Below are 18,603 nucleotides of genomic sequence, written 5' to 3'. Positions count from 1 at the left end.
CGGCCATCAACATCAAGCACAGGGCGGTGGGGCATCCCGTTCTTTTCGCGTCAGCGGGACGTAGTCCTCAAGCGCAGGAAATGTCCTTTTCGCGCCAGCGGCGCGGAGCGCTAACCGGAGTCACTGTTCGCGTCAGCGGGACGGAGTCCTTGAAGCCCGCACTCTCTCGCTTTGGCGGCGCGGAGCGCTTTGCGTCAGCATGAGTGTGGGAGTATGTCACGCTGAAGAAATCTACAGGGATCCAGTTGGGGACATGTCGAATCCTGCTGCTGTCCAGGACTTGTCTGCCAGCCTGAAGATCGGCCAGGTGGCTCTAGCAGCCGGCTTGCCTGTACGCACGGTGCGCTACTACGAATCGATAGGCCTGCTGAAGCCAACGGTGGAACGGGCGGAGTCCAGCTATCGGCTGTTCGACCCTTCGGTTTTGGTTCGCCTGGCTTTTATCCGCCGCTGCCAGAGCCTGGGCCTGAGCTTAGAAGAAATCCGCCAAATCCTGGATGTCCACGACCGAGGGGAGCAGCCTTGTCCAGAAATTCGCCAGCATCTGCAAGGCAAGCTGCAGGAGATTGAACAGCGAATTGCCGATCTGCAAGCGCTGAAAAGCCAAATTCAAGGTCTCCTCTCCGATTGGCAGATCCCCCCTGCGGCTGCTGATGAAAAAGAGGTGATCTGCCCGATTTTGCAAAAACCAGGGGCCGGCGGTGGCAAGAGCGACAGCCGTTACTCCACTGTTACCGACTTAGCCAAGTTGCGCGGCTGATCCACATCGGCTCCGCGGCGCAAAGCCATGGCGTAGGCGAACAACTGCAGGGGGATCACGTTCAGAACCGCCGACAACAGGGGTGTCGTGCTGGGCACCTCGATGATGTGGTCGGCTTTCTCCCGCACCTGGGTGTCTTCGGGGTTGATGAGGGCGATCACCCGTCCCCCCCGCGCCCGCACCTGTTCGATGTTGGAGAGCATTTTTTCGTAGACGGGATCCCGGGTGGCAATGCACACCACCGGCACCCGCTCGTCGATGAGGGCGATAGGGCCATGCTTCATCTCCCCTGCCGGGTAGCCTTCGGCGTGGATATAGCTCACCTCTTTCATCTTCAAAGCTCCTTCCAGGGCAATCGGGGCGTTAACCCAGCGGCCCAGATAGAGCATGTTGGCAACATGATGGTACTGCTCCGCCAGTTGGTCGTAGAGGGCGGCGTCCTTCAGCATCAGGCTGATCTTGCCCGGCAGCTCAATCAAGGCTTGCAGGTGGGCTTGGATCTGGGCCGGGCTGAGGATCCCTTTGGCTTGGGCCAGTTGCAGGGCCAGCAAATACCCCGCCACCAACATGCCGGTAAACACTTTGGTGGAAGCCACGGCAATCTCCGGACCGGCATGGATGTAGAGGACTCCAGCATCCGCCAGGCGGCTGGCCTGGGATCCGATGGCGTTGACAATCGCCAGGGTCGGGATCCCTTGGGTGCGGGCCTCGCTCATGGCTGCCAGCGTATCGACGGTTTCTCCCGACTGGGTTAGAGCCAGCAACAGGTGGTTGGGGCGCAACACCGGCTGGCGGTAGCGAAACTCAGAGGCGTAATCCACCTCTACAGGGGTACGGGCCAAGCTCTCGATGAAGTACTTGAGCACCCAGCAGGCGTGCCAGGCAGTACCACAGGCTACGGCGTGGATGTGCTCGATGTGGGCCAGTTGCCCCTCAGAAAGCGCTAGCCCCTCCAGCGTCACCCGGCCCTGTTCCAGATCCACCCGCCCCCGCAGCGTATCGGTGGTGGTGCGGGGCTGCTCAAAGATCTCCTTCTGCATGAAGTGCTTGTAGCCTCCCTTGGCGGCTGAGACGGGATCCCAGGCCACGGTGATGCTGGATTTGCGCAGCTCCTCGCCGGTAATGCGCAGGTAGCGCACTTGAGACTCCGTGAGAACCGCCATTTCCCCATCCTCCAAGAACACCACCTTGCGGGTATGGCGGACAATGGCAGGCAGATCGGAGGCGACGAAGTTTTCTCCTTCTCCCTCTCCCACCACCACGGCTCCGGCATTGCCCAAACGGGCTGCGATCAGCCGATCCGGCGCCTCCCGATCCAGAGCCACTACGGCGTTTCCTCCCCGCAGTTGCCCCATGACCTGGCCAAAGGCCGCCTCAAAGGAGCCCAGCTCTTCTGTATAGAGGCCGAGCAGTTGGGCGATCACTTCCGTATCGGTTTGGGAGCGGAATGGGATCCCCCGCTCCAGGAGACGCTCCTTTAGCTCCAGGTAGTTTTCCACAATGCCGTTTTGGATCACCACAATGCGCCCGCGCTCGTCGCAGTGGGGGTGAGCATTTTCTTCGGTCACGCCGCCGTGGGTGGCCCAGCGGGTATGTCCGATCCCTACCTTGGCGGTGGGCATGTTGGCCGTCAGCTTCACCAGCAGGTTGTGCAGCTTGCCGGTGGCGCGAACAATCCTCAATCCCTCTTCGGGATCCACCGTGGCGATGCCTGCAGAATCATAGCCCCGATACTCCAAGGTGCGCAGGCCCTCCAACAGGATGGGGGCAGCCCACTGAAAACCCACGTAGCCGACAATGCCACACATTCCTCACACCTCAACCTCAGTCGCGCCAGCGTTGCGTAGCCATAGGGGGTGCCGTAGGCACAGCACCTTATCCGCAAAGCCTACCCCAGCTTCGGGATCCCTTCAACGGCTTTGGCCGCCGTTGTTACCTCAGCGGGTTGCCAATTTATGGGGAAGTCTGCGGCTGCCATCCTTGGGATCCAGAGACAATCCCCTGGGCAAAAGAGACGGGCGCAAAATGGAACTGATAACCTTCGGCCACCGCGGGCTGGATCCCATCTTCCCCAGGGACGCTGGAGACCAAGTTGCTCAGCCCCAACACCAACTCTCGAATGCCGCGGCGAAACTGGGGATCCCCGGTCAGCTCGTCGATGTCGGCGGTAATTTTTTGCATATTCTGAAAGGTGATGCGGGCGGAATCGAGGGTTTGGCGCAGAGTAGCTAAAGTGCCCGGATCGTTGAGGCTGGCGGCAATCTGCTGCAGATCTTCGGTAGCTTGGGCCACGTTCTCCGCAGCCGCTCGCACCTCGGCCAGGATCTGGCGCACATCGGCCTGGAGTTGTGGATCGGTAACCAGCGGGCGCACCGCGCTCGACATGGCCTGTAGATCGGCGCTCACCTGCTGAATGTTCTCCAGGACGGCGTTAAGGGAAGTGCGGTTTTGATCCACCAGGGCGGTGAATTGATCGGCAGCCGCTTGAAAACTGCGGGCAGTTCCCCTCACAGCCCCAGCCGCGTCTTGGATGGCTGTGGCAGCGGTCGTGAATTGCGACAAGTCCAGATCTTCGGTGCGCAGGGCAGCTACTCGCTCTTCCACGGTTTCTGAGAGATCGGCCACGCTATTGGCAACGCGGGTGAGCCCTTCTAGGGTGGCGTTAAGGGTGTCGAAGAGCTCATCGTCGTTGATCCGTGTGAGCAACTGATCCAGCCGGATCAATAACTGGCCAAAATCCACTCCAGGTTTGCCCTCCACCACATCCCCATCGCAGATGATTTGACTGCTGTCGCAATCCGCTGCCAGAGGGGATCCCGTTGCCGCCTGACCCCTCCCCTGGGGCAGGATGTCCATCACCGTTTCCCCCACCAACCCCGTCTGTTTGGTAAGAAACAGGGAATCGCGGGGGATGACTAGGGGCTGATCAATGGTCACCTGTACTTCTACTTGGCTGGGTTGAGGCACAATCCGCTCCACTCGACCTATGGTTACCCCCCGCAGCCGCACACTGGATCCCTCTGTCAGGCCGACCACGTTGGTATAGGTGACGGTAAATTGAAAGCCGCGACTGCCAAAGCGCAGGTTGTAGATCCACAAAAACAGGCCGGCAAAGCCCAGCGCCCCCGCCAGGATCAACAGGCCCACTGCCCCTTCTCGCACTGCTCGCGAACGCATCACACCTGCCCCGCCACTTGAATTGGCCCTTCTACGCTACCGCTGAAAAACTGCCGCACAAAGGGGTTATCGCACGTTTCAATCTGCTGCACGGATCCCTCCCACTGCACCCGCCCCTGGGCCAACAACACAATGCGGTCGGTGGCGCGGTAAATGGTGCTGTGTTGGTGGGTCACCACAATGTAGCTCTCACAGGCTTTTTTCACCTGCTGCAGCTCCCGAATGAGATCTTCAATTACCGTGGAGGCAATGGGATCCAAGCCCGCTGTGGGCTCGTCGTACAGCAGCAATTGGGGCTCATCCTGGGGCAGTGAGGGATCCTCCATGATGGCGCGGGCGAAGCTGGCCCGTTTGCGCATCCCCCCCGAGAGTTCTTCTGGCAGGTTGTGCTCTTTGCCCGCCAGTCCCACCGCCTCCAGCTTGGCGGCCACCAATTCCTGAATACGGGAGCGGGGCAACTGCGAGTGCTCGTAGAGCAAAAACCCCACGTTTTCTTCCACCGTCAGGGAGTCGAAGAGGGCGGCCTGCTGAAACACCATCCCTACTCGCAAAGGGGGAGTTGCATGATGGGCTTGAATCTCCGGGAGTGGGATCCCGCACCAGAGCACTTCTCCAGCGTCTGGCTCCGTTAGGCCGGCGATGATGCGCAGCAGCGTCGATTTCCCGGTGCCCGAAGGCCCCACCAGGCCCAGGGCCTCACCCCGGTACACCTTCAGATCCACGTGGTCAAGCACCACCGTCGAGCCGAAGCGCTTGGAAACTTGGCGCAGCTCCACCAAGGGGGCAGTGCTCTGCACTGCTGGCATGCTCAGAACCTCCGCCCTCGCCAAAGGCTGGAGCCTATTTTCCGCGGCCTGCTGCTCCTTTGGGCTGTCTATGCTGCTTCTGAAGCACTTGACCAATGATTTCAAGCAAAACTGGGGGCTCAGGATGCTTCCCTCCTTGAGTCGGCTTCACTGCTAGTTTAGGAGTCGGCAGGGGCCAAGGCAATGAAGCAGCCCACAGCCCTATCAAGGCAGATCAGGGATCCCTGGCGATAAGCCCAAGCCGTACCTCTCTTCCCCATCCTCCTTGCTCTGCAGCTCAGGGGCGAGGTCTTCCTCAAGGGCAGTCACCCAACCGGAGGGGACGATTTCCATCTCGTCTGTAACCCCTGCTCTTTTCTCTTCCCTCTTCTCTCCGTCAGCCAGCTCCGGCTGTTCATCCTGCTCCGAATTGAGTTTCACGCGCCGCGAGAAACCCCAGACAAATAGGGGGATCACAGCCACCACCATCCCCCACTCCGGGATCTCGATTTGGGGGAAAAACACCTCCAACAACATGGTGCTCCCCACCAAGGCGATGATGGCAAAAGCGGCGTCTTCCAGGTGAGAGAACTCGTCCAACCAACGCAAAAACAGAGAAGCCATGTAGCGCATCAGGGTAATGCCGAGAATGCCGCCGAGGATAATGACCCAAGCCTTGCGGGAGACGCCCACCGAAGCGGCGATGCTGTCGAAAGAAAAGACCAGATCCGTCAGTTCCACCATCACCAGGGTCTGCCAAAAATTGGCGTGGCGGGTGATGTCCTGTTCTGGGCCTTCTTCCCCGCCCCGAAAATGCTGCCAGGCCAGCCAGAGCAGATAACAGGCCCCGAAAAACTGAGCGGGTGGATACTCCACCAACCAAACTGCCGCGAAGACAATGGCAATGCGAAAGCTGTAAGCGCCGATGATGCCCCAGCGCAAGGCCCGATTTTGTTGCTGAGGGGTGGGCAGATGCTTCACCAGAGCTGCTAGGGCAACGGCGTTGTCCGCAGAGAGGGCGGCCTCCAAAAACACCAAAGCCACTACCAAGAAAATATCTGTCCAGGTGAAGGACTGAGTCATCCCTTGCGCCAGGATCAAGGTTGCCCCCATCGCATCTGTTGCATTTTTGACAAGTGTTGCATCAATTAGCATATTCGCGCGTTTTGTCCGCCCCAGTCAGTCCAACACAGCAGTTAACCAGCGTAGGAACCCTCCCCATCTTCGGATAAAGGTACCCCAGAAAAAGGCATGAACCCAGTTAGGTGACCAGAGGCAACACCCTCAAACTCCCGAAGGATGGGAAAGAGAAAGCCCAAGCCTAAACTATGGCCTGAGTATAGCCTGTTTGGCTCAGGATCCATTTACAGTTCTTAACCTTCTGAAATCTGGCCATCCTCTGTTGGATCTCCAGTGGGGCCGGATGAGCTCAGTCGAGCCGCCAGCCGTTGTCCACAGCGCAGGATCTGGCCTGCTAGAATGGCCGCCCCGAAACCGTTATCGATGTTCAGCACTCCCACCCCCGCTGCGCAGGAGTTGAGCATCGTGAGCAGGGCAGCCAAGCCCTGGAAGCTGGCCCCGTAGCCAATGCTGGTGGGCACAGCGATCACCGGACAATCCGCTAGACCCGCCACCACGCTGGCCAAGGCCCCCTCCATGCCCGCCACCACGATCAGCACGTCCGCTTGCAGGGCCGCCCGGTTGTGCAGCAGCCGATGGATCCCGGCCACCCCCACATCCCAGAGGCGCTTCACCTGAAACCCAGAAAGCTCGAGCGTGAGGGCGGCTTCTTCTGCCACCGGTAAGTCGGCAGTGCCGGCGGAGATCACGCTGACCTGTCCAGGATGGCTGACCACCTGCTGGGACGGGATCCAACACAAGCGGGCCAACTCGGAATACTGGGCCTGGGGCAAGCGGCTGCGGATCTCGGCATACACCTGGGCTTCGATGCGGGTGGCCAAGGCCAGGGATCCCCGCTGGTGGAGTTGCTCCAGGATCTGGGCAATCTGATCTGGGGTCTTGCCCGGCCCCCACACGGCTTCGGGAAAGCCCGTGCGCAAGGGACGGTGGTGATCTACATGGGCGAAGTCTCCCACCGGCTCGAAGGGCAGAAAGCGATAGGCCTGCAGAGCTTGCTCTGGGGTGAGCTTTCCTTGGGCCACCGCCCGAAACAGATCCTGCAGCGCTGTCGTAGAGGGGGGGGTCATGGAGGATGAGTTAATCTGCAACACTCGGCTTGGATCTTGCCTGGATCTACTGGGCCAAAGACCCGCGCGGGAAAAACAACACCGGATGCCAACTTTGCCGCAAAATCTCGCCGGTGAGGCTGCGAACCGACCACTCCCAGAAGCTGCCCACGTGGGGGGAGGCAGTGGCGATGGCCGTCATGTCTTCATCGGCAGCAGTAGTCAGGATCTCTTTGAGAGGGGATCCCACCCGCACCAGGGTGCGCAGCTGTACGGGCTTCACCTGCTCGCTCAGGGGTTCAAGCACCTGGGCCAGGTCAGCCTCGGCTTTGCGTTGGAGCACCTCCACCGGAGTTCCTTGGTTGCGGCGGGCGCTGGGATCCACCACATAGAGCAGGGTAACCGTCTGGCACTGGGAAGTACCGGGCAGCAGGTGGCCGAGATGGTTGAGCAACTGCTGACGCGGCTGCTCAAAGTCAAAGGGCACCAAGAGGCAGCGAAACAGGTGGCGGCTGCGCAAGCGCAATTCTTCCAGGGTAAAGGTAGCCAGCAGCTGGGGGCGCATCACCAGTAGGGGGATTTTCAGCTTCGGCAACAGCGTCATGGTGGTGCTGCCGAACAATTTTTCGGCGAGCAGATTGTGGGTGCCCATGCCTGTGATTAACAGATCGCAGCCGTAGGCTTGGATCCCTTTTAGGATTAGATCGGCTGGCCTGCCCACCTGCACCAGAGCCTTGACTTCCAACCCTGCTGGGATCGGGTTCAGCAGCTTCTGCAACTGGGCCTGCTCCGCCTGGACTTCGGGGGTAATGTCTTCGGGAATGCCGATGTCGTCCTCTTGCCAATCTACGCTGCGGACGAAGGTGACGCGCTCAATGCCGTTGCTGTGCAGATCTTCCAAACACTTGCCAAAACGCTGCAGGCCATCTCGGCGGTCGGTGGCAATTAACACGTTTTTAAACATATGTTTTGAGCATTAGGAGAGAGGGTAGCCGGCTCAAGAGCATTGCTTTGGCCCGCAGCGATCCTAAGCTAACACCTTGCGGGGTTGTTCCCAAGGCAGCAGCTCCGGATCCCTCTTCGGCATCGGTTGCTCAGCGGTTGGGATCTGCCAGGTTGCGAAACTGGGTGTACTGGCTTTCGAACAGCAGGCGCACAGTGCCGGTGGGGCCGTTGCGATGTTTGGCAATGATGACCTCGGCAATGCCGCGATCGCTGGTGTTGGGATCGTAGTATTCCGGGCGATAGATCATCATCACCAGATCGGCATCCTGCTCGATGCTGTTGTGAACCAGCAGACCGTTGGCCACGAAGTTGTGGTGGCGGGGCATTTCGACGTCGTAAACCGGCTGAGGCTCCCCCGGCTCGCTGATGAACACCACCGGATCCCAGATCAGCCCCTCCTGCACTACCACCGCCACCTCTTCCTCCAATTGCAGCTCGTCGAGGGTTTTCCAGCCGTCTGGGGTCAAGAAGGGATGGTTGCCGGTGGCGCGAATGGAAAAGTTGAGGCGGGTCTTCAGAACACAGGTGGGCTGCCGACCACTGCAAAACACTTTCACAGGCTGTTGGGGCACCAAGCGCCCGCGCCCGTTCAAGCTGAGCAGGCGGGGCAGTTCCGCCGAAGCCGGCAGGGCCGCCAGTTGATCCAGCCGCCAGATCTTGCCGCGATCCGCATCCATCACCTGCGTATCCCCGGCCAGACAGCCCGATTCCCGCAGATCCGCCAGCTGTGGACGTTTGTCGGAGCGAGACTCAACAGCTCGACTGAGCTGAGAAAGCACCAGCACCGGCACCATCAGCTCTTTGGCCATGGCCTTGAGGCCACGGGTAATGCGCGACAGCTCCTGCACCCGGTTGTCAGCAGCGGATCCCTGCATCAGTTGTAGGTAGTCGATCAACACCATCCCCAACGTTCCCCCCTGTTCCGCCTGCAAACGCCGCGCTTTGGAGCGAATTTCTGTAACGGTACAGTCGGGGGTATCGTCGATGAACAGGGGCAATTGCGATAAAAAACCAATGGCTTGTCCCAGGCGCTGCCACTCGTGTTCGCTGATGCGCCCAGAACGCAGACGGCTGCTGTCGATGCGGGCTTCGCTGGCCAAAAGCCGCTGCACCAGTTGCTCCCTCGACATTTCCAGGCTAAAGATAGCGACCGGCTGCTTGGCATAGGCAGCCACATTTTGGGCAATGTTGAGGGCAAGACTGGTTTTCCCCATCGAGGGACGACCGGCCAGGATCAACAAGTCGGATCGCTGCAAGCCCTGGGTCAAGTTATCCAGGTCGATGAATTTGGTCGGGATCCCCGGAAGCTGTGCCCCGCTTTGGAACTTCTCTTCCAAATCCGAGAAGATATTGACCAAAACCTCGGAGGCCGGGATGAGGCTACGCTGCACCCGCTCTTGGGTGAGTCGAAACACCTCCTGCTCGGCTTGATCCATCACCTGAGACAGGGGCTGACTGGTATCGTAGGCCAAACGAGCCAGGGTGTTGCTCACCTGGATCAATTGGCGGCGCATGTGTTTATCCATCACCAGGCGAGCATACTGGTCGATGTTGACGCTGCTGACGGTTTGCTCCAGCAGACGACGGATCGCCCCTGTTCCCCCCACCCGCTCCAGAAGGTGATGATCCGCCAACCAAGCAGACACAGTCATCAGGTCGGTGGGTTGGCCTTGGCTGTGCAGTTGGAGGGCAGCCCGGTAAATCTCTTGGTGGGCAGAGATGTAAAACATCTCCGGACGCAGAAACTCCGCGACCCGCACCAACGCATCCGGATCAAGGAGAATGCCCCCCAGGATTTGCTCCTCGGCTTCTATGTTCTGGGGAGGAAGCCGATCCCCACCCGTTAAGTCGTAATCGCTGATCACCACAAGCCAGGAGTAGGAAAATCAACCCAGACCCAGGGTAACCGGCCTCACAGCCAGTCAGCTCCAATCGTCAGGCGGGTCAAGCTCTAGGCTGAGCATACCCGCTTGTTGCCTAAGGCAAAAACCCTACTCACCCCGGGATCCCTCACGGGAACTCAGGGATCCTCGAAGGTGAGTCCTCATTCGGGAGTAACCTGAATGCGCAGCGTAGCGGTAACTTCGGGGTGTAGCTTCACCTGCACGGGATAAACCCCGGTTTTCTTGATCTCCTCGTTGAGCAGAATGTTGCGGCGGTCGATATCCAGGCCGCTGGTAGCCAGCACCACCTCAGCAATATCGCTGGTGGTCACCTGCCCAAATAGGAGGTCGTGTTCTCCCACTTTCTTACGGATGACGAAGCGACCAATGGTCTCCAGAGCGGTCTTGTAGTTTTCCGCCCGTTGTTTTTCTGCCAGTTTACGAGCCGCTTCCTGCTCCAGACGCATCTGCTGCTCTTTCAATATGCCAGGGGTAACCCGCACCGCCATCTGCCGCGGGAAGAGGTAGTTGCGAGCATAGCCGGGCTTGACGTTGACAATCTCTCCGGGCTTGCCCAGCCCTGGGATCGCCTGGCGCAGCACAACCTGCATGTTACGTTTCGACATTGGGAAGACACTTCTTTTCTCGACAGCCCTCCATTCTAGAGGCTCAGCAGGTTCATCGTCAGCCCAGAGTGCCATAGCCACCAGCCCGTCGGCATAGGGGATCCCTTCTCAGCTAGAAATCGCAGGAGCCCCGCACTGTACCCGTAGGGTCAGTGCCGGGAGGAATGCGCTTTGATGAAGTACAATGAACTTATGAGCCAAGTCCTGACCGTCTCCTGTAAGCTCAAGGCGTCCCAGTCGCAAGCCGCCAAATTGGACGCGACGATGGAGGCTTTTGGCCAAGCCTTGAACTGGGTCAACCAGAACACGCCGGAGAAGATCGTCAACGCGGTTAAACTGCAATCCCTTTGCTACTACGAGATTCGAGCCCGGTTCGGCTTGTCCAGTAACTTGGCTCAACAGGTGTGCAGACGGGTGGCAGGCGCTCGCAAAGTGGCGAGACAGCGCAACCGTCCGGTTAAAGAGTTCAAGCGTAGGTTCGCTACCTACGACGCTCGTATCTTCTCGTTCCGCGAGAAAGACTGGACGGTGTCGCTGACCACAGTGGAGGGTCGGGAGCGCTTTGAGCTAGCCATTGGTAACTACCAGAGGGGAATGCTGGCTGGCTCTAACCCCAAATCGGCCACCCTAGTCCAGCGGAAGGATGGCTCCTACTACATCCAGATTTGCGTAGAGAAAAAACCACCCAAGCAACAAGATACCGACAAGGTGATCGGGGTGGACTTTGGAAGGACAGATATTGCCCATACGTCAGAAGGGGACAACTGGAATGGACAGCAGTTGAACAGAGTCCGAGACCACTACTCCCGGTTGAGGGCGGTACTCCAACGCAAAGCCAGTAAGGGCACACGCAGTTCGCGGCGCAGATGCAGAGAACTGTTGCAACGGCTGTCTGGCAAGGAGAGACGCTTTCAAGTGTGGGTCAATCATCGCATCTCCAAAGCTATTGTCTCTAGGGCAAAGACCACAAACAGCGCTATTGCCCTGGAAGACCTGACAGGGATCCGGGAAAGGGTCAATCAACAGCCGCGCAACAAGGCCGAACGGCGCAGAACCAACAGTTGGGCGTTCTACCAACTACGCCAGTTTCTGGAATACAAGGCGAGGGTTGCAGGGGTTTCTCTGGTTCTTGTGCCGCCTGCCTACACGTCGCAGACCTGCCACAAGTGTTTGCACATCCATCCCGATCCTGCGCAATCCTATCGCAGTGGGAAGCAGTTCAAGTGTGGGCACTGTGGATGGGAAGGGGATGCGGATTTGAATGGTGCGAATGTGATTGCGCTCTTGGGGGCTGTCGTAAACCAGCCTAGAGGTCCGGGCTTGTTTTGTTCTCTGGTAGAGCAGAACAGGCTCAGGGCTACTGAAAGCCCGCTCCGTACCGCTTAGTGGTCGGAGCCGGGTAGTTTACGCCGTCCTCTGGGATGAGGTGAAAGACAAGCTGAAGATGAGTGGGCTCTCCCTTTCGGGGGGACAGCAGCAGCGTCTTTGCATTGCCCGCACCTTGGCCATCCAGCCGGAGGTTATCCTGGTGGATGAGCCTTGTGCCTCGTTGGATCCAATCTCCACGTTGCGCATTGAGGAGTTGCTCAAGGAACTGGGCCGTCGCTACACGATCATTATCGTTACCCACAACATGCAGCAGGCAGCGCGGGTCTCCGACTTTACCGCCTTCTTCAACACTGAAGTCGACGAAGAGGGGGTTCGCTACGGACGGATGGTGGAGTTTAACCGCACTGAGAAAATCTTCAACGCTCCCGCCCATCGGGAAACGGAAGAGTACGTGAGCGGACGGTTCGGCTAATCTGCTGTTGGCGATCCCTCAATTCTGGTCAGTTGGGATCCCGCTCGCCTATTCTAATGGGCGGGAAGATCTATGCAAGGTGAGGCACCGGCGAGATGGCCAAGCGGGTGCGTCTGGATAGCTGGTTGGTGGAGCGCGGATATTTTTCCTCACGCCAGCAAGCGCAACGCTCCATTTTGGCAGGAGAAGTCTTTCTAAATGGGGTGCGGGCGGAAAAGCCTGGAACCTGGGTGAGCGGGGATCCAGCGGTGCAAGTCCAGTCTGGGCCTGCTTTTGTCTCACGGGGGGGAGAAAAGCTACAGGGGGCGCTGCAAACTTTTCCTGTTCAGGTGCAGGGTCGTATTTGTTTGGATGCGGGCATTTCCACAGGAGGTTTTACAGACTGCTTGTTGAAACGGGGAGCCCAGCGGGTCTACGGAGTGGATGTGGGCTATGGGCAACTGGCCTGGTCTTTGCGAACGGATGCGCGGGTGATCCTAAAGGAGCGGGCCAACTTGCGCCATCTGCAGCCGGAGGATCTGTACGGAAGCGAGGCACCTCCCCAGAGCTGGCCGGATTTGGCGGTGGTAGACCTGTCTTTTATTTCCCTGACTAAGGTGCTAGCTCCGCTGTGGAACCTATTGCGTTTCCCACGGGAGGCGCTGTTGCTGGTGAAGCCCCAGTTTGAGGCGGGCCGAGACCAGGTGGGTAAAAAGGGGGTGGTACGGGATCCGGCTGTCCATGCCCGCGTGCTGGAGACGGTGATGCGCTCGGCCGTGGCCCAGGGCTGGCAGGTGCAAGGCTACACGTGGTCGCCCATCACTGGCCCTGCCGGCAATATCGAGTATTGGCTCTGGCTGGCTGAAGGAGAAGGGATCCCTCTCCCCAGCGGCAGTGCGCTACAACAGATGAGCGAGCAGGCGAGAGCGACTTTACATGCATAGATCGTCGATTTTGTCAATAAGCTAATGTGCTGGGTTGGGGGAGATGAGCCAAAAAATTGAAGAATTGTTTCAGGAAGGGATTCGGCGCTATGAATCCGGGGAAGCAGCCAAGACGTTAATTCCCTCTTTTGAGTCGATCTGTAAGGGATCCCCAAAGGCGGCGGCGGCTTGGACGTGCTTGTCCTGGCTCTACCTTCTGGAGGGGCAGGCGGAAAAAGCCCTGAAGGCCGCCCAGACTGCTGTGAAGTTGGATCCGGTGGATGCCCAGCCCCGTGTGAATCTGACCCTAGCCATGCTGGAGCTGAAAAAAACCGGGGTACGCCAGCAGGTGGAGGCCATTAAGCAAATCTTGGCACGGGATCCCGAGCAGATTGAGGGTGTCAAATCCAACCTGCAAGAGGGAGGGAACCGCCGTCCTGCTTGGCCCCACTTGAGCAAGATTTACAACTGGCTTTTTGAAGAAGATTAAGTGGCCCTATTCCTTGTTTTGCAACAAGACTTTAGGAAAATCTAGAGCTTTTTATTTTAATCTACAACTCTTAGCGATGTTCTCATGGAGTTGGTGCTAAACTTCTTGTACCCAATAGCAATATGGGATCCATTTATCGATAGGGGTTAGCTCTCGTCGCTTCTCTTCCCCGGCCTCAGTTGATTGATGATATTGAACTCCGGGCTGGCGCGAGATGCTTAGCTCGGCGGTGGCTGCACTTCATTATATTGCAGTGGTGTTGCACTGCCGCCGCTTCCATAGCCACTGAATCGAGTCCCGTTTTCCAACCTCACTTTTTTGACCCCTTTGACTGCAGATGGGAGGAACTTTAAGATGAACCGTCAGACCGTTTGGGTTAAGAGCGATACCCGAAACCACCAAGGCTATTTCATTCCCCAGTGTGAGTATGCTTTGGTCGAGGCCGACCAAAACGGCTGGGCGCTGATCTGTGCGGACAATGCCCGCTGCTATTATGTGGATCCCGAACAACTCTGGTTTGAGGCGGGATGAGAACTGTTGCTGCCTATTCAGGGCTGCTTGACTTCGAGGGAGTTCTGTAGAAACGCGGGCTCCCCATCATACATTCTCCCCATGCCGTTGGGCAGGGGTTTTTTCATGGGATGAGGATTGGCCCGTCATGCCTGTACACAGAACGGGCTTTAGGCTGGTACCTTGGGGCTTCTTCGACCGCAACCCGACAATCAATCTAGCGGAGCCGGCCCGATACTCGACTGGAATCTGGTTCAAGTTCAACTTTCAATACAACTTTCAATACAGAGGGTCTGGTCTGTCCCAGGCCCTTTTTGACTGCCACTTAGGGAGATTCCCAGGGTTAACCCCGCTCTCGCATGGCTTCGGCCAGCAGCCGGGCCACTTCTGGTCGAGAAAACTCCGGCGGGGGCACTTCACCGCGGCGCAGCATTTCCCGCACCTTGGTACCTGAGAGGTGAATGCGCTGGTGAGGCTGGCTGGGGCTGGTCTTGGCCGTGGCCATGGTGCCGGTGACGGTGCAATAGAAAGCATGTTCAAACTTCAAGGGAATGATGCCCAGCTCCCCCGGCTGGAACTCATCGAAAATGTGTTGGGCATCGTAGGTACCGTAGTAGTTCCCCACCCCGGCGTGATCCCGCCCCACAATGAAATGGGTACAGCCATAGTTTTTGCGAATGAGAGCATGGAAAATAGCCTCGCGGGGGCCGGCGTAGCGCATCGACGCAGGGTTGATGGCCAAGATCACCCGCTCCTTGGGGTAGTACTTTTCGATCAACACCTCGTAGCAGCGCATACGCACATCGGCGGGAATGTCGTCGCTTTTGGTAGCCCCCACCAGCGGGTGCAAAAATAGCCCGTCCACAATCTCCAAGGCACATTTTTGGATGTATTCATGGGCGCGGTGGATGGGGTTGCGGGTTTGGAAGCCTACAATGGTTCTCCAGCCTCTTTCCCGAAACAGTTGCCGCGATTGGGCCGGGTCAATCTGGTAGGCCGGAAAAAGAGGGTGGGGATCCCGCTGCAGGAGGGTGACGGGGCCGGCCAAATAGACGGATCCCTGCTCGTAGAGCACCTTTACCCCTGGATGTTGCTCATCGGTGGTGCGATAAACTTGCCGGGCTTCGCGGGTTTTGTCGTAGGTGAATTTCTCCGTCAGCTCCAGTAGGCCCAGGATCTTGCCCTCGGCACTGGCCAAGGCAATCATTTGCCCCTCTTTCAGACCCGCTGCCACTTCTGAGGAGACCGGCAGGGTGACCGGCAGCGACCAAGCCAAGCCATTGGCCAGGTGCATCGTTTCCAGAACGGCCTGGTAATCTTCCCGCCCCATAAACCCCGTTAGCGGGCTGAAGCCCCCAATGGCGATCATCTCCAGATCCGATTGGGCCCGCTCGTCGAGATAGAGGATGGGGCAATGTTCGGCTTTGGAACGCAGCTCCTGCGCCTGCTCAGGCGGGGCAATGCAGTTGATCAGGGTGCCCCCGTGGGGCGGAATGGCATCACCAGAAGGGAGAGTCGATGGAGATTGGCTCATGGGAAGGGCAGCGGGAACAAAGGTTATCCAATCCAATATCCAACTATCGGATCCCAGATCCCCAGAAAGTGGGGAAGAAAGCACAGGTCGGGCTGAAAGGAGGAGGGAGCAGAACAGGTGGAGACCCCATCCAAATCACGCCCTTAGGGATCCCCTCCATCCCAGTCAATCCAGCAGATAGGGAGGCATGCTTTCATCGGTGGCTGATACATTGTCGAAGATGGGCCGATTCATGATCTTCTTTTGCGCGTGCAGAGGCGAGGATTGGGGTTTGGGCTGAATGATGGGGGCTTGCTCTTTGGGTTTCCGTAACTCCTGGATGGTTTTGGCCCGCTCGTCCGCAACCGCTTGCAACTGCGCCAGCGCCTTTTGCAATTCGTCCCGATGGGCAGTAACCTGCTGCAATTGAGCTTGCAGGGTAGAGACTTTGTTTTGGTAGTCTTGCAAGAGTTGTTGAGCTTCGGCCAGTTGGCTTTTGAGGGCTGCAATTTCCGGCAATTCTGGGGTTGGTTCTGGGGGAGACTGAGAAGACATCGTTGTCGGCTCCTCGCCTGTGGGAGTAGACTCTGCGGAGGTGGGCTCTGAACTGGTTTTAGCACCGGCCTTGCGCCGAATTCCGCCGGAGCGGCGGGAAGTTTCCCCCGACGAAGGAAAGAGGCTACGGTCAGATCCGGTCACAAGAGCACCTCGCGTTCAACAAACTGTAGCAGCCGCTGACACACCGCCGATCCAGGCCGATAGTCCATCACCGTCAAGCCGTAATCAAAGGCGATGCGCAAATCGCTGCTATCTGGAATAGTAACGGGTGAAAGCACATCCGCAAAAATCTGTTGCGCTTGCACATACAATTGCCCGGTATGGGATCCCGACCAAATGCCCCCCGGCAGATAGCGGTCGTCCAGCATCGTCAAAACGGCGCGGGCGTGGCTGAGCTGGCCTTTCAGGGCCTCAATGTAGCGCAAGGTTACTTCCGTGCAGGAGAAATCGGCGCGGTTGAGCCGTGTCGGGATCAACACCCGCTGGGCCACCCGCAGGGCATTGGCGGTGAGGGCATTCAGTTCTCCCGGCGTATCGAGAAAGATGAAGTCGTAGTCCGGCAGCAAGGGATCCAGTTGGCGCTGCAACAGATTCTGCCCCATCTCTCCGGCAGCAGCCAGTTGGGCCGCCACTTCCGCCATGGTGCTGTGGGAGGGCGCCACATCCACTCCCTTGTCCGTGCAGTAGATCACCTCTTCCAGAGGACGTTGGTGCTGCGGGTGTAAGCTGGCCCAAACCGTTTCCGGTGCCGGCAAGGATCCGGCCCCTTCCAGGTAAAGGTTGCTGGCAGTGGCCTGGGACGTGAGATCGATGAGCAAAACTCGGTATCCCCGTTGGGCCGTCAACTGAGCCGCGTGGACGCAGAGGGTGGACTTGCCGGTGCCCCCTTTGTTGTTGGTAAAGGCCAGGATGCGCGCCATCAGCTCCCCCCGTTTTGCCAACTTGTTCCCCTTTCCGAGCAGCCCGGCCAGATCCGACAGGACAGCCGTTTAGGTGGCCCCGCAGCAGTCTATGCTATTGGGTGTAGCCTGGTGGAGGACAACCATGCGCGATGTACTGGCGATCATCTTGGGAGGTGGGCGTGGCACCCGACTTTATCCCCTGACCAAGCGCCGCGCCAAACCCGCTGTGCCCCTGGCCGGCAAATACCGCCTCATCGACATCCCGGTCAGCAACTGCATCAACTCCGACATCGAAAAAATCTACGTCCTCACCCAGTTCAACTCTGCCTCTCTGAACCGCCACATCGTCAACACCTACCGCTTGTCCCCCTTCACAGGCGGCTTTGTGGACGTTTTGGCGGCCCAACAAACCCCTGACAATCCCGATTGGTTCCAAGGCACCGCCGATGCCGTTCGCCAATACCTCTGGCTGATGGACTCCTGGAAGCCGCGGGACTTCCTCATCCTATCTGGGGATCACCTCTACCGCATGGACTACCGCCCCTTCATCCACCATCACCGGCAGGTGGGAGCCGATGTGACCCTGGCGGTGCTCCCCTGTGAAGAAAAAGTGGCCTCGGGTTTTGGCTTGCTCAAGCTTGGCGAGAACGGTCGCATTGTGGATTTCAAGGAAAAGCCAACAGGAGATCTGCTGAAAGCCTGTAAGGTGGACACCCAAGCCCTCGGCCTCAGCCCGGAAGAAGCCAAAGCCAAGCCCTACATCGCCTCCATGGGCATCTATGTATTCAAGCGAGAAGCTCTGATCGAGATGCTCAAAGTCAAGGAGCACACCGACTTTGGCAAAGAGGTGCTGCCGGCAGCCATCGGCAAGTACCATCTGCAAGCCTACCTCTTCAAGGGTTACTGGGAAGACATCGGCACCATCGAGGCTTTTTACCGGGCCAACCTGGCACTGGTGCAGCAGCCCAACCCGCCCTTCAGCTTCTTCGACAGCGAAATGCCCATCTACACCCGCCCGCGCTTTTTGCCCCCCAACAAAATCCTCGACTCCCAGATTGTCAACTCCATGATCGCCGATGGTTGCATCATCAAAAACGCCCAAATTCGCAACTCCATCATCGGCATTCGCAGCCGCTTGGAGGCCAACACCATCATCGAAAACACCCTGGTGATGGGAGCCGATTACTACGAGTCGGCAGAAGAGCGACAGGCCAGGCTGGAGGAAGGGATCCCACCGGTGGGCATCGGGGCCAACTCCCACATTGTCAACGCCATCGTGGATAAGAATGCCCGCATTGGGCGCAATGTCCGCATCCTCAACAAGGATCACGTCACCGAAGCGCAGCGGGAAGAGGAGGGGATCTGGATCAGCAACGGCATTGTCACCATCATCAAAGACTCGGTGATCCCGGACAACACCGTCATTTGACCGTCATTTGATCCGGGGAGGCCGGCTCTGGCCGAGAACGTGGTTGGCGAAAGATGATGAAGAGCAACCGTGGGGC

Annotated in this window: 17 protein-coding genes and 3 pseudogenes; 9 read left to right on the top strand and 11 right to left on the bottom strand. The window is 58.4% G+C overall.

Going from position 1 to position 18,603, the window contains the following annotated elements:
• Both ACVWY9_RS09995 and ACVWY9_RS09990 read left to right on the top strand, forming a co-directional pair.
• Positions 1-203, top strand: a pseudogene (locus tag ACVWY9_RS09995) (hypothetical protein); the annotation flags it as partial.
• Positions 204-253: 50 nt separating this feature from the next.
• Positions 254-760, top strand: coding sequence for a heavy metal-responsive transcriptional regulator (locus tag ACVWY9_RS09990; RefSeq protein WP_457384412.1), 507 nt, complete (start codon positions 254-256; stop codon positions 758-760).
• Here the strand turns inward: ACVWY9_RS09990 and glmS are convergent.
• The 8 genes from glmS to rplI all read right to left on the bottom strand — a co-directional run bounded on the left by glmS (position 721) and on the right by rplI (position 10,422).
• Positions 721-2,568, bottom strand: a complete 1,848-nt coding sequence (glmS, locus tag ACVWY9_RS09985; protein ID WP_414418008.1) for a glutamine--fructose-6-phosphate transaminase (isomerizing) — start codon at positions 2,566-2,568, stop codon at positions 721-723. The genes ACVWY9_RS09990 and glmS overlap by 40 nt on opposite strands.
• A 145-nt stretch (positions 2,569-2,713) precedes the next feature.
• Positions 2,714-3,937 (bottom strand): MlaD family protein, encoded by a 1,224-nt coding sequence (locus ACVWY9_RS09980; RefSeq protein WP_457388237.1) that lies wholly within the window; start codon positions 3,935-3,937, stop codon positions 2,714-2,716.
• Positions 3,937-4,743: an ABC transporter ATP-binding protein gene (locus ACVWY9_RS09975; RefSeq protein WP_414355855.1), complete on the bottom strand. Its 807-nt coding sequence runs from the start codon at positions 4,741-4,743 to the stop codon at positions 3,937-3,939. The genes ACVWY9_RS09980 and ACVWY9_RS09975 overlap by 1 nt, the downstream gene beginning before the upstream one ends.
• Before the next feature lie 204 nt (positions 4,744-4,947).
• Positions 4,948-5,835, bottom strand: coding sequence for a TerC family protein (locus tag ACVWY9_RS09970; protein ID WP_457388236.1), 888 nt, complete (start codon positions 5,833-5,835; stop codon positions 4,948-4,950).
• Between the two features lie 260 nt (positions 5,836-6,095).
• A complete protein-coding gene (larB, locus tag ACVWY9_RS09965) occupies positions 6,096-6,929 on the bottom strand; it encodes a nickel pincer cofactor biosynthesis protein LarB (protein WP_457388235.1) in 834 nt (277 codons plus the stop codon).
• 46 nt (positions 6,930-6,975) lie between these two features.
• Positions 6,976-7,872, bottom strand: a complete 897-nt coding sequence (locus ACVWY9_RS09960) for a universal stress protein (RefSeq protein ID WP_457388234.1) — start codon at positions 7,870-7,872, stop codon at positions 6,976-6,978.
• Positions 7,873-8,002: 130 nt separating this feature from the next.
• The gene (gene dnaB / locus ACVWY9_RS09955) at positions 8,003-9,778 is read right to left on the bottom strand and encodes a replicative DNA helicase (RefSeq protein ID WP_457388243.1); all 1,776 of its coding nucleotides are present in this window, start codon (positions 9,776-9,778) and stop codon (positions 8,003-8,005) included.
• Between the two features lie 179 nt (positions 9,779-9,957).
• Positions 9,958-10,422, bottom strand: coding sequence for a 50S ribosomal protein L9 (gene rplI, locus ACVWY9_RS09950; protein WP_414329820.1), 465 nt, complete (start codon positions 10,420-10,422; stop codon positions 9,958-9,960).
• 192 nt (positions 10,423-10,614) lie between these two features.
• Here rplI and ACVWY9_RS09945 point away from each other — a divergent pair, with 192 nt between their 5' ends.
• The 6 genes and pseudogenes from ACVWY9_RS09945 to ACVWY9_RS09920 form a co-directional block, all read left to right on the top strand.
• Positions 10,615-11,808, top strand: a complete 1,194-nt coding sequence (locus ACVWY9_RS09945; RefSeq protein WP_457388242.1) for an RNA-guided endonuclease InsQ/TnpB family protein — start codon at positions 10,615-10,617, stop codon at positions 11,806-11,808.
• Between the two features lie 22 nt (positions 11,809-11,830).
• Positions 11,831-12,223, top strand: a pseudogene (locus ACVWY9_RS09940) (ATP-binding cassette domain-containing protein); the annotation flags it as partial.
• Between the two features lie 95 nt (positions 12,224-12,318).
• Positions 12,319-13,146 (top strand): TlyA family RNA methyltransferase, encoded by an 828-nt coding sequence (locus ACVWY9_RS09935; protein WP_414355864.1) that lies wholly within the window; start codon positions 12,319-12,321, stop codon positions 13,144-13,146.
• 43 nt (positions 13,147-13,189) lie between these two features.
• Positions 13,190-13,615, top strand: coding sequence for a hypothetical protein (locus ACVWY9_RS09930; RefSeq protein ID WP_011432703.1), 426 nt, complete (start codon positions 13,190-13,192; stop codon positions 13,613-13,615).
• A gap of 354 nt (positions 13,616-13,969) precedes the next feature.
• Complete coding sequence (locus ACVWY9_RS09925) at positions 13,970-14,146, top strand: hypothetical protein (protein WP_457388233.1); 177 nt, start codon at positions 13,970-13,972, stop codon at positions 14,144-14,146.
• A 112-nt stretch (positions 14,147-14,258) separates the two neighbouring features.
• A pseudogene (locus tag ACVWY9_RS09920) lies at positions 14,259-14,351 on the top strand (copper amine oxidase); the annotation flags it as partial.
• 117 nt (positions 14,352-14,468) lie between these two features.
• On the opposite strand, the gene sat reads toward ACVWY9_RS09920, so the two are convergent.
• From sat to ACVWY9_RS09905, 3 genes are all read right to left on the bottom strand, one after another.
• Positions 14,469-15,659 (bottom strand): sulfate adenylyltransferase, encoded by a 1,191-nt coding sequence (gene sat, locus ACVWY9_RS09915; RefSeq protein WP_414343750.1) that lies wholly within the window; start codon positions 15,657-15,659, stop codon positions 14,469-14,471.
• A gap of 165 nt (positions 15,660-15,824) precedes the next feature.
• Entirely contained in the window at positions 15,825-16,193 is a 369-nt protein-coding gene (locus tag ACVWY9_RS09910) for a hypothetical protein (RefSeq protein ID WP_414329683.1), read from the bottom strand.
• Positions 16,194-16,333: 140 nt separating this feature from the next.
• On the bottom strand, positions 16,334-17,116 hold the full coding sequence (locus tag ACVWY9_RS09905; RefSeq protein ID WP_011432699.1) for a ParA family protein: 783 nt from the start codon (positions 17,114-17,116) through the stop codon (positions 16,334-16,336).
• A gap of 124 nt (positions 17,117-17,240) precedes the next feature.
• Here ACVWY9_RS09905 and ACVWY9_RS09900 point away from each other — a divergent pair, with 124 nt between their 5' ends.
• The gene (locus ACVWY9_RS09900; protein WP_457388232.1) at positions 17,241-18,527 is read left to right on the top strand and encodes a glucose-1-phosphate adenylyltransferase; all 1,287 of its coding nucleotides are present in this window, start codon (positions 17,241-17,243) and stop codon (positions 18,525-18,527) included.
• Positions 18,528-18,603: the final 76 nt, after the last annotated feature.

The organism is Thermostichus sp. OS-CIW-31 (assembly GCF_054060305.1).
Note: the sequence above shows the minus strand (reverse complement) of the source record. Positions and strands in the feature narration are given on the sequence as shown.